This window comes from Helicobacter pylori Shi112 (assembly GCF_000277405.1).
GTDB classification, from domain to species: domain Bacteria; phylum Campylobacterota; class Campylobacteria; order Campylobacterales; family Helicobacteraceae; genus Helicobacter; species Helicobacter pylori_C.
Window position 1 is genome coordinate 1583660 of the sequence record NC_017741.1, and the last position, 15371, is coordinate 1599030.

At 38.9% G+C, this 15371-nt stretch carries 7 protein-coding genes and 2 pseudogenes; 5 read left to right on the forward strand and 4 right to left on the reverse strand.

Features of this window, described 5'->3' with window-relative positions; genetic code table 11:
* Positions 1 to 61: 61 nt before the first annotated feature.
* Positions 62 to 2526, reverse strand: a pseudogene (locus HPSH112_RS07650) (type I restriction-modification system subunit M).
* Between the two features lie 70 nt (positions 2527 to 2596).
* Here HPSH112_RS07650 and HPSH112_RS07655 point away from each other — a divergent pair.
* Complete coding sequence (locus HPSH112_RS07655) at positions 2597 to 5572, forward strand: type I restriction endonuclease subunit R (protein ID WP_014662297.1); 2976 nt, start codon at positions 2597 to 2599, stop codon at positions 5570 to 5572.
* Positions 5572 to 6279, forward strand: coding sequence for a YgjP family zinc-dependent metalloprotease (locus HPSH112_RS07660; protein WP_000995193.1), 708 nt, complete (start codon positions 5572 to 5574; stop codon positions 6277 to 6279). The genes HPSH112_RS07655 and HPSH112_RS07660 overlap by 1 nt, the downstream gene beginning before the upstream one ends.
* Before the next feature lie 89 nt (positions 6280 to 6368).
* Here the strand turns inward: HPSH112_RS07660 and HPSH112_RS07665 are convergent, their stop codons facing one another.
* The gene (locus tag HPSH112_RS07665; RefSeq protein WP_014662298.1) at positions 6369 to 8894 is read right to left on the reverse strand and encodes a TonB-dependent receptor family protein; all 2526 of its coding nucleotides are present in this window, start codon (positions 8892 to 8894) and stop codon (positions 6369 to 6371) included.
* Between the two features lie 556 nt (positions 8895 to 9450).
* On the reverse strand, positions 9451 to 10419 hold the full coding sequence (gene rocF, locus HPSH112_RS07670; protein WP_000604424.1) for an arginase: 969 nt from the start codon (positions 10417 to 10419) through the stop codon (positions 9451 to 9453).
* A gap of 203 nt (positions 10420 to 10622) precedes the next feature.
* Between rocF and HPSH112_RS07675 the strand changes: the two genes are divergently transcribed.
* Together HPSH112_RS07675 and HPSH112_RS07680 are read left to right on the forward strand one after the other, a co-directional pair.
* Positions 10623 to 11765, forward strand: a complete 1143-nt coding sequence (locus HPSH112_RS07675) for an alanine dehydrogenase (RefSeq protein WP_000152059.1) — start codon at positions 10623 to 10625, stop codon at positions 11763 to 11765.
* A 123-nt stretch (positions 11766 to 11888) separates the two neighbouring features.
* Positions 11889 to 13588 (forward strand): annotated as a pseudogene (locus HPSH112_RS07680) (DUF262 domain-containing protein).
* A gap of 10 nt (positions 13589 to 13598) precedes the next feature.
* On the opposite strand, the gene HPSH112_RS07685 reads toward HPSH112_RS07680, so the two are convergent.
* On the reverse strand, positions 13599 to 14327 hold the full coding sequence (locus HPSH112_RS07685) for an outer membrane protein (RefSeq protein WP_000819284.1): 729 nt from the start codon (positions 14325 to 14327) through the stop codon (positions 13599 to 13601).
* A gap of 186 nt (positions 14328 to 14513) precedes the next feature.
* Between HPSH112_RS07685 and HPSH112_RS07690 the strand changes: the two genes are divergently transcribed.
* On the forward strand, positions 14514 to 15368 hold the full coding sequence (locus tag HPSH112_RS07690; RefSeq protein WP_014662299.1) for an NAD(+)/NADH kinase: 855 nt from the start codon (positions 14514 to 14516) through the stop codon (positions 15366 to 15368).
* Positions 15369 to 15371: the final 3 nt, after the last annotated feature.

Sequence of the window (15371 nt, forward strand, 5' to 3'; positions counted from 1 at the left end):
CAGTTTGGGGGTCTCATAGCGAAGGATACGCTAGTCAAAAGGCACTCCAAACTTTTTAATGTCAAATTACAACCCCCAAATCTTTCAAATGCTCTAAAACTTTTGATTCGCTTTCTTTGACTTCTTTGTCTAATTCTAACAAGCTGTTAGAGTAGTTTGAAATGATTTTATTAAGGGCGCTAGTAAAAGCGTTGATGCGTTTTAAAATTTTGTTTTCTAGGGCGTTTTTTAGGCTCTTAAGCCATTTGTCTTGGATGATGAGATCCTTAATTTCGCCTAATTTCAAGTTTTTATACTGGTGGAACGCTTTTAATTCCAGCTCCTCATGGGCTTTATTTTTCATTTTTAGCGCCTTGTTTTTAGCTTCTAGCAATTCTAAAGCGGTTTTTAGGATTTCTTTATCTTCTAAATCGGTGGCGTTTTTTAGCTCTTTTTTCAAAACGCTTTCATTGATTTTCAATTCATAAAAAAGCCCTTCTTCGTTAGAATGCTCTTCTATAAATTCTTCAAAATCAGCCTCTTTTTCATTGAGGGCGTTTTCTAATTGTTCTAATTCTTTTGCTTCTTTTTCAAAAAAGCGTTGTTTGATCAAGTTTTTAGGGATTAGATCGCTTTTATAGTAGGTTTTTTGAATGACAAAATCCGGCTCTTCTAAATAGTTGGCTTTTTTGTTTTTGTCTTTTAGGGGGTTTAATTCCCTTAATTCTTTAGCGCTCAAAAAATCATTGAATGAAAGAAGGAACCAATCGTCTTGTAAAACTTCATTGTAGTAATCTTTAAAGAGCTGATACACGCCGTATTTGTCTAAAATTTCTACCTTTTCAAATTCTTTTAAAACCTTTGAACAAACGCTCTCTATGAGGGTTTTTGGGTTAAAACCTGGCTTTAAATGATCAAAAGTTTCAAACAGATTCAATCGGTCAAAAGCGTTTAAAACACAAGCGTGGAAAGCTTGGAATTCTGAGCTTTGGGTGATTAGATCTTTAATGTTTTTGCATTCTGTTTTTAAAGCGTAATAACCCTCTTTATCGCTCTTTTTAAAAAGCGTGTTTTTAAGCTCTTTAAACACTTGAAAATAAGGGGCGTAGGCTTCACAATTTCGTTTTTGGGCAAATAACTAGCCTTGTGGCTGTTGATTAAAGCGAACAAGTCTTTTTCTGATTCTTGTTTGGCGGCAATGTAGCGCGCGATATTCAAGTTATAGCCGTTAGCGCTAATTTCTTCTAGGCTTACCATTTTGGAATAATAAGGGATTTCTTTTAAAGCGTTAAAAGTGTCTATCATTTTTTGGACATCTTGCTCTCTCAAGCGGTTTTTATTGCCGTCTTTTTTAAAATCCTTGCTCGCATCTATCAAAAAAACGCCCTTTCTGGCGTGCGCGTTTTCTTTGTCTAAAACAATCACGCATGCAGGAATGGAAGTGCCATAAAAAAGATTAGGGGCTAGGCCTATCACGCCTTTAATATAGCCTTTTGTTAAAAGATTTTTTCTAATTACTCCCTCAGCATTCCCTCTAAATAGCACCCCATGGGGTAAAATCACTGCCCCTTTGCCTGTGTCTTTTAGGGATTTAATGATATGGAGCAAAAAAGCGAAATCGCCATTTTTTTCAGGGGGCGTGCCGTCTTCAAAACGATTGAAACTATCGTTAATGACTTGCTTGCTTTTAGGGTCTATATTTAGCCCATCAGTCCAGTTTTTCAAGCTAAAGGGAGGGTTAGCCACGACATAATCAAAGGTTTGCAGCATGCCGTTTTTAATAAAAAAGGGGTTAGAAAGGGTGCTAGAACCCCCTTTAGCAATATCAGCATCAGCGCTATTGTGTAAAATCATATTCATTTTACAAAGGGCTGTTGTGGAAATGTCTTTTTCTTGACCATAGATAGTTAAGCCGTTTTTGCCCGCCAAGCTAGAAGCTTTTAACAATAACGAACCGCTCCCGCAAGTGGGATCATAGATGCTTTTATCTTGTCTGGTGTTTGCATCAATGCCAAGCAAAAGGGACAATAAAAGCGAAACTTCGCTAGGGGTGTAAAACTGCCCTTTGGATTTACCGGATTCGCTGGCAAAGTGGCGCATTAAATATTCGTAAGCATCGCCCAATAAATCATCGTCTAAAGCCCCATGCGCGCCCAAACTCAAATCGGCAAAGATTTTAACCAAATTAGAAAGGGTGTCTGTCATCGCTTTACCCTCTCCAAGCTTAGTGTTATCGTTAAAATCCACGCTGTCAATCACGCCTTTTAAGTCGTTTTGCTCTGCGATTTCTGCGATGATTTTATTGAGCTTGTCGCCTATTTCTTTATCGCCCTCTAAAGCGAGAATGTCTTCATAAAAACACCCTTGCGGCACTTCTATTTCGCTATAAGTATTGTTTTTAGCGTCATTTCTGGCTTTATCGCTGATGTATTTTAAAAAAAGCAAGTTCAAAACATAGTTTTTATACTCGCTCGCATCCATTCCGCCCCTTAAACTATCCGCCCCAGCCCATAAAGAGCTATACAATTCGCTTTTTTTGATCGCCATTTTAATCGCCCTATTTTGTTTTTAGGATTATAATATAAAGCGATAAAAAGCGCTCTTAAGGGGTTTTATGGTGAAAACAGAAAAAGAAGTTCAAAAACAAGTCATAGAAACTTTTAAAAGCATGGGCTATGCGTATTTAGGGGATTTAACAAAGAGCGATAATGAAAACATTAATAAAAAAAGCTTGAAAGCATGGCTAGTTAAAAACCAAAAAATCAATGATAAAAGGTGGCAAAGAATTGAGCATGAAATCCATAACGCTTTAGAAAACGATTTATACGAAGCGAATCAAAAATTTTACGAGCTTTTAATTTATGGCGTGAAAACCAAAATAAGCCAAAATGAACCAACCCAAACAAGTTGGCTCATTGATTGGAAAGATGTTTCTAAGAATGAATTTAGCGTGGCTGAAGAAGTGAGCGTTAAAGGGCTAAACACGAAACGGCCGGATATGGTGCTTTATGTTAATGGGATCGCTTTAGGGGTGTTAGAATTAAAAAATTCCAGCGTGAGCGTAGAAAGCGCTATCAGGCAAAATTTAGACAACCAAAAGAAAGAATTTATTAGAGATTTTTTTAAAACGATCCAATTGGTTATGGCGGGCAATGAAAGCCAAGGGCTAAGATATGGCGTCATAGAAACTAAAGAAAAATACTACCTTTCTTGGAAAGAATGGGGCGTTCAAAAAAATTTGTTTGAGACGATTGAATGCTTTTTAAAAAAAGAAAGGTTTTTAGAATTTATCCATGATTTTTTGATTTTTGATAAGGGGCAAAAGAAATGCGCCAGGTTCCATCAGTATTTTGCGATTAAAAAAACGCAAGAATTTATCAAAAGAAAAGAAGGGGGGATTATCTGGCACACGCAAGGCAGCGGTAAGAGCCTTACTATGGTGTGGCTTGCTAAATGGCTAAGAAAGAATATCAAACAAGCAAGGATCTTAATCGTTACAGACAGGAGGGAATTAGACGCTCAAATTCAAGGCGTGTTTGAGGGAATAGGCGAGGCTATTTATCGCGCCGACAGCAAGAAGGATTTGTTGAGCGTGCTGTTTGAAAATAAGGAATTTTTGGTCGGATCGCTTGTCCATAAATTTGATGACAACGACTTAGAATATTTAAAAAAGCAACCTGTTTTAAAAGAATGGATTGTTTTAGTGGATGAATGCCACAGAACCCAAAGCGGCAAATTGCACAACGCCATGAAAAGCCTGCTCCCTAATGCGATTTTTATCGCCTTTAGCGGCACGCCTTTGTTGAAACAAGATAAAAAGACAAGCCAGGAAGTGTTTGGGAATTATATCCATTGCTATAAATTTAATGAAGCCGTTAGCGATAAAGTGGTGTTAGATTTAAATTATGAAGCCAGGAGCGTGGATCAATATGTCAGTAGCCCTAAAAAGTTAGACGAATATTTTGAATTAAAAACCCAAAACTTGAATGATACGGCTAAAACAGAGCTTAAAAAGAAATGGGCTAATTTGCAAAAAGTTTTTTCCACTAAAAACAGATTGGAACATATTGTGCAAGATATTGTATTGGATATGGCAAAACTCCCAAGATTAAGCAATGGAAAGGGGAATGCCATGCTGGTGGCTGAAAGCGTGTATAACGCATGCCGGTATTTTGAACTCTTTTTAGAAACAGAATTAAAGGATAAGGTGGCTGTGATCACAAGCTATGAGCCCAATATCGCTGATCTTAAAGATTGCGGGAGCAATGAGAGCGAAGAGAGTTACAAATACCGCACTTATTGCAAAATGCTGCAAAACTTTTTTAATGAACAAGATGAGAAAAAAGCCCTTAATAAAACCAAAGAGTTTGAAGAAGAAGTTAAAAAGCGTTTTATTAATGAGCCTGCTAGAATGAAGCTATTGATCGTGGTGGATAAGCTATTGACCGGTTTTGATGCGCCAAGCCTCACTTATTTATATATTGATAAGAAAATGCAAGATCATGGGCTTTTTCAAGCGGTGTGTAGGGTGAATAGACTGGATGGCGAAGATAAGGATTTTGGCTGTATCATAGACTATAGCGATTTGTTTGATAGCCTGCAAGAAGCGCACAGCGATTACACTAATAAAGCGTTTGAAAACTATGAAAGAGAAGACATTCAAGGGCTTATCTCTGACAAAGCCCAAAAGATTAAGAAAAAATTAGAAGAGGCTAGAGGGCAGTTGAGATCGCTTTGTGAAAGCGTGAAAGAGCCAAAAGATGAAATGGATTATATCGCTTATTTTTGCGGGAGCGATTTAGAAAAAAACGCTCAAAAAAGGCGGTTGTTTTACCAGCTTGTTGGCGCGTTTTTAAGAATGTTTGTGGAATTGAACCATTTAGAAAAGCCCATCTATTCTAAAGAAGAAATGCAAAAAATCAAACAAGAAGCGGAATTTTATAGGCACTTACAAAAGATGATTGGCTTAAGTAGTGGGGATAGCGTGGATTTAAAAAGCTATAGCGAAGACATGCGCAGGATTTTAGACGCTTACATTAAAGCCACAGATAGCAAGACGCTAATCAAAATAGAAGATCAAGGGCTGTGCGAAGTTTTAGCCCAAATGGATATTAATGATTTTAATAAGGAGCTTTCTCAAGTGTTTAAAAATGAAAGCTCTATGGCAGAAAGCATCGCCAACAACACTAGGAAACGCATTATAGAAAAAGAAGCGATCGATCCTAAGTATTACGAAAAATTATCTTCGCTTTTAAACGATTTGATCAACCAGTTTAGAGAAAAGAAATTAACCTATTTAGAATACTTGCAACAAATCCACAATCTAGCCCAACAAGTTATCCATAAAGAAGATAAAAATTACCCTAAAAAGATCAACACTAACGCTTTAAAAACCCTCTATGATAATTTAGATCAAAATGAAGCCTTAGCCCTAGAAATAGACGCATGCATAAGGGATAATAAAAAAGATGGTTGGGTGGGGCATAACCAAAAAGAAAAAAACCTTAAAATCGCTTTAAGAAAAACCATAAACGATGAGGGTTTGTTAGAAAACATCTTTAATTTAGCCAAACACATAGATGAGTATCGTTAATGAACGCTTATTGTTTGACTTTAAATGATACCAACATCGCTATAGAAAAAAAGGATATTAAGCATTTACACATTAGCGTTTGCCCGCCTGATGGCTCTGTGCGTGTGTCTTGCCCCCTAGCTTTAAACGATGAGAGTCTTAGGCTTTCTTTGGTTAAAAGACTCCCTTGGATAAAAGAACAGCAACAAAATTTTTTAAACCAAAACAGACAAAGCAAAAGAGGGATGCTAGAGAGAGAAAGCCATTATCTTTTTGGGAAACGCTATTTGTTAAAGATTGAGCATACTACGCAAAAACACTTCGTCCTCCAAAGCCCTAAATATTTAATCTTGCATGTCCATCAAAAAACAAGCTTAAAAAACCGCTTAAAAGTGTTAGAAAACTATTACAGACAAGTTTTAAGAGAAAAAATACAAACTTACATCAACCAGTATGAAAAGATTTTAAACGAAAGCATACAAGGCTTTAAAATCCAAAAAATGAAACGGATATGGGGGAGTTGCAACATTGCTAAACGCGCCTTGCTTTTTAATTTGGAATTGGCTAAAGCGCCTAGCGAGGGCATTGAATATGTGGTTGTGCATGAATTATTGCATTTAAAAGCGCGCCACCATAACGAATATTTCAGGGATTTGCTGAGTTTGTATTTGCCTAATTGGCAAAGGGCTAAGGCCAGCCTCAAAGAAACTTATTTGGAGCGCTCTTAAATGAATATTCCATCATTTCAATCAAACCGCTAAGCGGCTCATTTGAGCGGCCCATCATAGAGCAATAATCCCCCTCCTTTTTAAAGCCTTTAGAAAGTGTAGTTCAAATACGCTGTAACCGATCTTCCAGGTCCAGGTTGTAAGCCTGCAGGGCTAGAGCCAATCCCTGTAAAATAATACTTCATGTTGAAGATATTATTGATTTGCAAACTTCCTGTAACTCTGTGTCTTCCGTTTTCCCAGAAAATTTGGCTCACTTGGATATTCCACACCCAATACCAAGGCAATAGCCCTTCATGTTGGGTCATACACCAAGCTTCGCATTGATAACCGCTATTGAGAACGCTTTCATAGTTGTTCCCCCCACTATAATATTGCATCCCATAATAGCCTCCTGCTGCGCTGTTGCTAATCCCGCTATAAGCGCGGCTATAAAAATAGCTAGAAATACCAATGGTGGTTTTACGCCAATTGTAACGAGCGTCAAAAATGAACTGGAAAGGGCTTACAAAAGGGAAATGCTTGTTATAGCTAGTCCCTTTTAGCACATCCCCATTCAAGTCTGTTAAAGGGCCATGGCTGGTTACACGAGTGTCAATGTAGTTGAAAGCGGCATGGAATTGCAACCCTCTAATAGGCCTGTAATACAATTCCAGCTCCACGCCTTGAGAATAGCCATTAACGGGGCGCACATTACCTTTCATAGGGCCGCTTGTATAGACTGAATACTGCCCGGTGGCAAAATCGCGCGCCCAAATCCTAAAATAGTCCGCATTGAAGCTAAACTTATCCTTATAGGTGTAGCGCGCTCCTGCTTCTACAGTGTCAAAGTGTTGGGTAAAATACTCCGCTCCTCCATAGCTCAAAATATCTAATTGAGGCGGGACAAAAGAGCGTTGGTAGTTAAAGTAGGTAAGCACATTGTGATCGCCTTGCACAGGGATAAAGCCAATGTTGGTTGAGGGCATCCAATTGTTCATGTGCTTGATTTTTCTTAAATCCTTCTCAGGGATTTGCATCCAGTTAGCCGCATTTTCGTTGTTGTATTGCACAAAAGCGTAGCGCAAACCAGGCACGATGAAAAAGCGCCCGTCCCAAGCTTCAATGCGATCGCTCAAATAAACTGCTGTGTAATTGTTGCGCCAGTTATTCCAGTTTCTATAAACGCCATGCTTGATGTGGGGTTTCCAACCGCTCATCACATTAGCGCCCTCACACAAGAATCCTGCCCCCTCACCGCTCGTTTTGGTGGGGCATTCATTGGTGTTTAAGTATTGGCGTTGTAAAAAAGTGGTGGTCATGAAACGCAAGCCCATGATAAAGGTTTGCCTGACTTTCCCGGTATTGACGATCAAACTCACTTTAGGCTCAAAAGCGTTGTTAATGGAGCGCACAGGGTTTTCTACTTCTGCCCAACCATTGTAGTTGGTGGCATAATAAGGCACAGCCAAGTTATACCCTGCCGGAAGTCCCGCCGCCCTACATGCCGCTTCGCTAAAACAAGTAACCGTGTTAGCGCTATTGTAGCTAGAGCTCACCTGAAAGTCCCTAGTCATCAACTGCCCATAGTAAGTGAAGCTGAAAGTCCCGCCCACTTTGTCTAAATCCCCAAAGCGGTTTTCATACACAGCCCCAAAGCGTTGTGAGCGCCCGCCTTTTTGGTTGAGAGGGCGTAGATTAGCGAAGCGGTTTATTTTGTAATCTTGCTCGCTGAGTGATCCCGGTTGAGCGATAGCAAAATCGTAGTATTGGTAATAGGCTTTAATCCCGTTGTTTTCGTTGATGTCATAGACCCCATCTAGCCAATAGTTTGAAATATTAGAAGGGCTATTGTCTCTAAAGCCTTGCCCTCTAACCCAGTTAGCTTGCGCTTGGATACCCACATGCTTATTGATCATCCCTCCCGATCTCACATAAGTGTTATAGAGGAGGTTATTGCCTAAAGACTTGATGAAAGAAGGATCGCCGGTTTTATCAGGGGGAGCGGCAAACCCGGCGTTTCTAGCCTTAGCCCAATAAGTGATCCTTTCAGCCGCTTGGTTTTCCCATTGATTAGGGATAGGCTTAGTGATGATATTGACAATACCCCCATAAGTGTTAGGCCCATATTGCACGCTGCCTCCACCTTTGATCACATCAATGCGATCAATGGCTTGAAAGGTAACAGGGAAAATGTCTAACTCAATGTGAGCGTAGGGGGCCATATAAACAGGAATACCATTAACTAACATAAGCGTCGCATCGCTATGCCCTGAACCCCCAGCCCCAAAGCCACGGATTTGGATAGTAGGCATAGCCCCTACACCTGTCGCATTCCTAATTTGCAGACCTGGGACATTCTGTAAAGCTTCTTCAATGCTTTGGTTAGCTTGTTGGGTGAGCGCTTTATTAGAGATCACCGTGCGGCTTCCTGTGTATTTTTTCACTTCTTCATCTTGCCAACTCTTAGGCGCGGTGATCCCGCTATAACCCAAATTGACTTGCCCAGAATAATCAGATTTATCCTTTTTCCCGGCAGTAGAAACCTTGCCCAAAGTGTAGTCTTTATCTTTAGCGGACAAAGACTCTTGGCAAATCAAGCTGGCAGTTAAAGCCAATAGAACTTTTTTATGCAACACAAACTCCTTATATTTTGAGAGGTTAAAAAATGGTTTAAATTTTTTAAGTAAAATCACACTAGTAACAAACGCCATATTAAGTAATAAAAACAAAAGAAACTTAATAACGCACTAGAATTTTGTCATAAAATTCTTAAAATTTTATTAATCCCATGAAAATCTTTTTTTTTTTTTTTTTTTGATTTTGCTGATTTTGCCCAATTTTTGCTCAATCTCTAGTGAAAAATCCCCATTTTGACACACAACGAGCCTATATGCGTTCTCAAAACACACAAGACATTCTTTGACGCTAAAAGCGGTTTAATTTTTCATCTAAACACCGCCCCTTATAGAACAAAATCATAAACTGATAATTTAGGCCTAAGCTTTGATTTTAAACGGCTTCAAAGCGCTTGACCTAAATTATTACTTTTTGGTTTTTGTGTATATTACAACATTTAGTCTTAAAATTCTTTATCAAAAGAATTTTATGATCGTTTTTTCTTGGCATTTCTTGTTGTTGGTTTCATTTTCCAACTTTTTTTAACTTTTTATCGTTGTGTTTGAAAAGCGATCAGCGACTCATTATAAAAGATGGCTTCTTATCTTTAATTTTACAGCTATTGATGATGAGATCTAAGATCTCTAAAACCTGCCTTTCTTCTTCGTTGGTGTGTTTTGCACTCACCGTGGGGTTATATTCGGTTACCTCAACGGCTTTTAATCTGTCTTTAAAGCTTTCTAAAAGCAAGCCCAGTAATTGCTTCAACTCATTAAAACTCAGCCCGTTATTTTCACGCACGCCAGTAGAAGTGAAAAGCTTGCCATCCATAATATCTAAATCTAGACTAAGGTAAATAATATCCACCGCTTTTAATAATTCTTTGGTTTTTTGAACCACTTCTTGCATGTTTTCTCTTATCGCTTCCACGCTAAATAAAGGGATTTGCAATTCCTTAATCACATCTCTTTCGCTCTGTTCGGTGCTTCTTACCCCAAAATACACCAAACATTTAGGATCAACTTCTAACCCTCCCTTTTCTAACCCCAAAGAGCAAAGCTTTTGCCATGCCTTTTCTTCGCTCTCGCTCATGCGATTAAACCCGCTACGGACACGATTTAAAACCATGCCCAAAGGCATGCCGTGGATATGCTTTGAATCGCTGTCATAAGCCGTATGAATATCCGCATGCGCGTCTAAATACAAAATCCCTATTTTTTTGTCCTTATGAACGCTCCTAAAGGCTTGGAAAATCCCAAACATGTTCGCATGCTCTGAGCTTAAAATCAAAGGAAATTCTTTTTTCTCAAACACTTCTCGCATGCAAGGGATCAAATTTTCTTTACAAAAAAGGTAGTAATCTTCAAAATTCTTAGCGTATCTAAACTCTTTATAAAGCACGCACCGCTCTTGAACGATCGTTTGCATGCCTTTAATCACATCGCCATGCGTTGCGCTTAAGGCTTCTCTCAAACGCCTAACCCCTTTATCAGTGCCTCTTTTTGACGCTCCTAATTCCGCTTCCAATCCTACTAAAATCATTTTATAACTCCTTTAAATCCCCACTCGTATTCCCCATTCTAAACCAAAATTAACAACCAATTATTAATAAACAAATGAATAATAAATAGAACAATTTCATTGTGTAAAAGAGTAAAACCATTCAAGTTTTTGATAGAAAAACACTCAAATAGTCTTATTGAGCGAATATAATCATAACTGACATTACTATTTAAAGGATTAACATGACTATTGGGCTAGTCAAAGAAAGCATGGATTTAGAATCACGAGTGGCTTTGGTGCCTGATGATGTGGCGCTAATCATTCAAAAGGGCGTGGGGGTTTTAGTGGAAAATCAAGCCGGCGCTAATAGCGGTTATAGTAACGAAGCGTATGAAAGCGTGGGGGCTAAAATCGTGGATACTAAAACAGCGTGGGGGCAGGATTTAGTGGTCAAATGCAAAGAACCTTTAGAGCATGAATACCCTTTATTGAAAGAAAAAGCTGCACTGTTTAGTTATTTGGATCTAGCGTATCAAAAAAGCTTGTGCGAAATGTTTATAGATAAAAAAATCACTTCCATTTGCACTGAAACCATTGCCGGGCCTAAAAACGACTACCCTATTTTAGCGCCTATGAGCGTGGTGGCTGGGAGGTTGGCTGCGCATTTAATCCAGCATTATTTGCTGGCTATAGAGCATGTTAAGGGCTTTATGGGTAAGGGGGTCATGCTTGGGGGGTTATCGGGCGCGCAAAGGGCTAAAATCGTCGTAGTTGGGGGCGGTGTGGTTGGCATGGAGAGCGCGAAGGTGTTGAGCCAAATGGGGGCTAAAGTAACGATTTTAGAATTAGACTACGCTAAATTGCAAAACCACCCCTATTACCATTTGTATGATTTAGAAGTTTTAAGCGTGAATGAAGCCAATATCATTCAGGCTTTAAGCGGAGCGGTGGGGCTAGTGGGAGCGGTGCTAGTTACAGCGAGCCAAACCCCTAAAGTGATCTTAAGAAGGCATTTAAAGTGCATGCAAAAACAAGGGGTAGTGATAGATGTGGCTTGCGATTTAGGGGGGTGCATAGAAACCATACACCAGACAAGCCATTCTAACCCGGTGTATGTGGAAGAGGATTTGTTGCATTATGGAGTGCCGAACATGCCAGGGATTGCCGCTAAAACAAGCTCTGTAGCTTATAGCCATGCGAGCGCGCCGTATTTGTTGTATTATTTAGAGCATGGCTTGAAGGGCTTTTTAAAAGCCAACACTAAAATCGTGGCAAACACCCTTGGAGGCTTGAGCGCTTATAACGGCTATATCACCCAAGAAGGCATCGCTAAAACTTTCAATCTAGCGTTCAAGTCGCCCCTAGAGGTTTTAAAGGAGCTTTAAAAATAGGCTGTAAAAAAGGGCATGGCGATAAACCATGCGTCTTAATGCGTGGGAATATTTCAAAAAAAAAAAAAAACACTTTTTAATGTTATAATCTATCCCAAAACAATACAAGGGGTTTTTATGGCAAAAATTGAAAGCAAAGATTCTCACTTAAGAGATATTTTAAAAGACGAACTCTACTATCAAATCCCCATCTACCAACGCCCTTACCAATGGACAGAAGAAAACTGCGAAAAGCTTTTAGACGATTTGTTTTTTAATTATGAAGACGACAGAGAAAGCGATTATTTTTGCGGCTCATTAGTCTTAATTGCAATCAGCGAAGATTCTAAAGCCAAAACCTATGACGTTGTTGATGGCCAGCAACGCTTAAGCACTTTCATTCTGCTTGCAAAAGTTTTAGCCACTCTTTATTCTGAGCGTTTAACTGAAGAGAGCAAAGACTATTTACAAGAGAGTTTGAATGGTAGGTATGGGAAAAAAGATCGGTTGAATTTTAACGCTATAGGGTTTAATTCTAAAAAAGATTTTCAATACGCCTTAACTTCTTTCAATGATGCTCCTGCAAGCAATAATAAGAATAATTACCTAAAAAATGCGATTTGTTTAAAAAACTATCTCAAAAAAAAAGAGATTGAAGACATTAACGATTTCATTGAGTGGCTGTATTTTAAGGTCGTATTCATCACCATCACTTGCCCTGATGCAGACAAAGCGTTAAGGATTTTTAATGTTTTAAACGCTAGGGGTTTGGCTTTGAGCGCAACTGATATTTTTAAGGGGGAATTGTTAAAACACGCTAAAGAGCATGAGCGAGAAGAATTTGTTTCTCGTTGGGACGCCTTAAGCCAAAAATGTTCAGACAATGATTTAAAGATAGAAACCTTATTCAGCTGGTATTTAACCTATCTCAATCCGGTAACTTCTAAAGAAAAAATGGAAAAAAGGCTCGTTACTTGGTTTAAAAATCTTAATAAAACCCCATTAGAATACCTTGAGAGCGTAGAAGATTTTTATAACGCTTATTGCGAGGTGTTAGAAATGCAAGACCGACACGCCCATTTGCTCTCGTATAAAGACGATGATTATTTATGCGTTATTTTGTGTGCCAGTTTGTTGCACCGCTATAGCGATCAAGACATAGAGGCTTTAAAGGAATTGTTAGTCAAGTTTTATTACCAAGATTGGGTTGCAGGGAAGACAAAATCCACACGCGAACAAACTTGTTGCAATATCATTAATGCCCTAAAGGAAAAGAAAAGCGTAGAAGACATCGCTTCTATTGTGAAAAAATATTTAAATGAAAAAAATATCACGCAAGACTTCAAGAGAAGCCTGCAAGACAGCAACTTATACACAAAATTCTACTTCGCTGGTAAATCTGTCAAAAAAATTCATGGCTCAGACCCATTCTCATTTTAGTGGAATATTTCATGAGCGATGATCCTAGACCTAAACGCATTGAAGAAAAGAACGATTTTCATGTTGAACGCATTTTGCCCCAAAAACCCACTCTCTCAAGCCAATGGGCGAAGGACTTTAGCGAAGAACAAAGGGAATTATACACGCATTCTTTAGCCAACCTCACGCTTTTAGGGGGCAATAAAAACACCAAAGCTTTAAATTTGGATTTCAAAGATAAAAAGCAAATCTACATGGGAGAAGAAATCAGGTTAAGCAAAAAGAAAACTTTTAGAGTGATGACTTGCTATAAGATGACCATAGATATTGCACACCATTACACAGAATGGACGCCCAAAAGCCTAGAAAAAAGAGAAAAAGACTTGATGAGCATCATTGAGAGCGCGTTTGAGCTCTAGGGACGCGCCCCTAGAAAGTGAATATATAATTCACATACCATGAATACACGCGCCTAAACCCTATATCCAAATTTTTTGCAGTGATATAGGGGTTTTTCTTCAGCATGGGGAATTTCACGCCCGCTTCAATGCTAGAATGCTTTAAGATTCTTAAGCGAGCCCCCACATTGAATAAAAATTGGAAAGAAGTGGCTTTTTTGCTCACAAGGGCTTGCTCCACTAAAATACCCTCAAAGCTCGGCGTCGCCATAAGCCATGAATTGCCGGCTAATTGCACCCCACCAAAAGCCCCCAAACTCATGATGCCGTTATTGATGACATTGACCATCAAATCCATAGCCCCCCCATAAGTGAGCATGTTTGGCTCAAAGGTTTTGGGATCGGCAATATTCGTTAAACGATTGATTTCTTGTTTCCCAAGAATTTGACCCGCTATTTGCGCCGCTTCGCTGTTATAGTTGGGGTTTTTAAGCCTAATAGAATTGGCATGGGCGTAGTCAAAAAACCCATAAAGGCGCAAGCCAAAGTGTTTTTCAAAGAAAAATTGATACCCTAAAAGCGCATCAAAGCCCTTGATAGTAGCGTTAGTGGCTTGTTTTTGAGAATTAATATCCGCATGCATTTGGGCTTGTCCTTGCAAATAACCCGCCCCTAAAAAAACGCCATTACCATCCATGGCTAGTAGCGCATTTATAGAAACAACCAAAGCTAACAAAGGTTTAGAAAAAAATCTCTTCATGTATAATTCCTTAACATAATGCTTACATTCTTAAAAAGAATACCCAAAAAACAATTAAAAACGATTAAAGAATGAAACATTAATAAAAATAAAAACTCCTTATGAATTTCACATAAGATTAATAAAAAGCGGCTAAAACCCCTTTTTTTTAAAATTTTGTTTCAAGCTTTAAGCTACAATACACGCATGAAAGATTCACATCAAACTATCGGCGTGTTTGTGCGGCCTACTCATTATCAAAACCCTCTTTTTGAAAAGCTAGAGCGAGCTAAAGAATGGGTTTTAAAGCTTTTAGAAGATGAGGGGTTTGAAAGCTTTATGATTGATGGCCTTGATGGAGCAAAAGATGAACGATTAATAGAAAAAGCCTATGCGTTTTTATGTTTAGGGGGCGATGGCACGATTTTAGGGGCTTTAAGAATGACGCATTCTTACAATAAGCCATGTTTTGGGGTTAGAATAGGGAATTTAGGGTTTTTGAGCGCGGTTGAATTGAATGGTTTGAAAGGTTTCTTACAAGATCTCAAGCAAGATAAGATCAAATTAGAAGAGCATTTGGCTTTAGAGGGTCGTATTGGAAAAACCTCTTTTTATGCGATCAATGAAATTGTGATCGCCAAAAAAAAAGCTTTAGGGGTTTTAGACATCCAAGCTTATGTGGGCCATACGCCCTTTAACACCTATAAAGGCGATGGGCTTATCATTGCCACGCCTTTGGGTTCAACCGCTTATAATTTGAGCGCTCATGGGCCTATTGTGCATGCTTTAAGCCAGAGCTATATTTTAACGCCTTTGTGCGATTTTTCTTTAACGCAACGCCCTTTAGTGTTAGGAGCGGAATTTTGTTTGAATTTTTGCACTCATGAAGACGCTCTTGTGGTCATTGATGGGCAAGCCACCTATGATTTAAAGACCAACCAACCCCTATACATTCAAAAAAGCCCCACGACTACCAAGCTCTTACAAAAAAATTCAAGGGATTATTTTAAAGTGCTTAAAGAAAAGCTCTTATGGGGGGAAAGCCCTAGCAAAAAAAAATAAAAA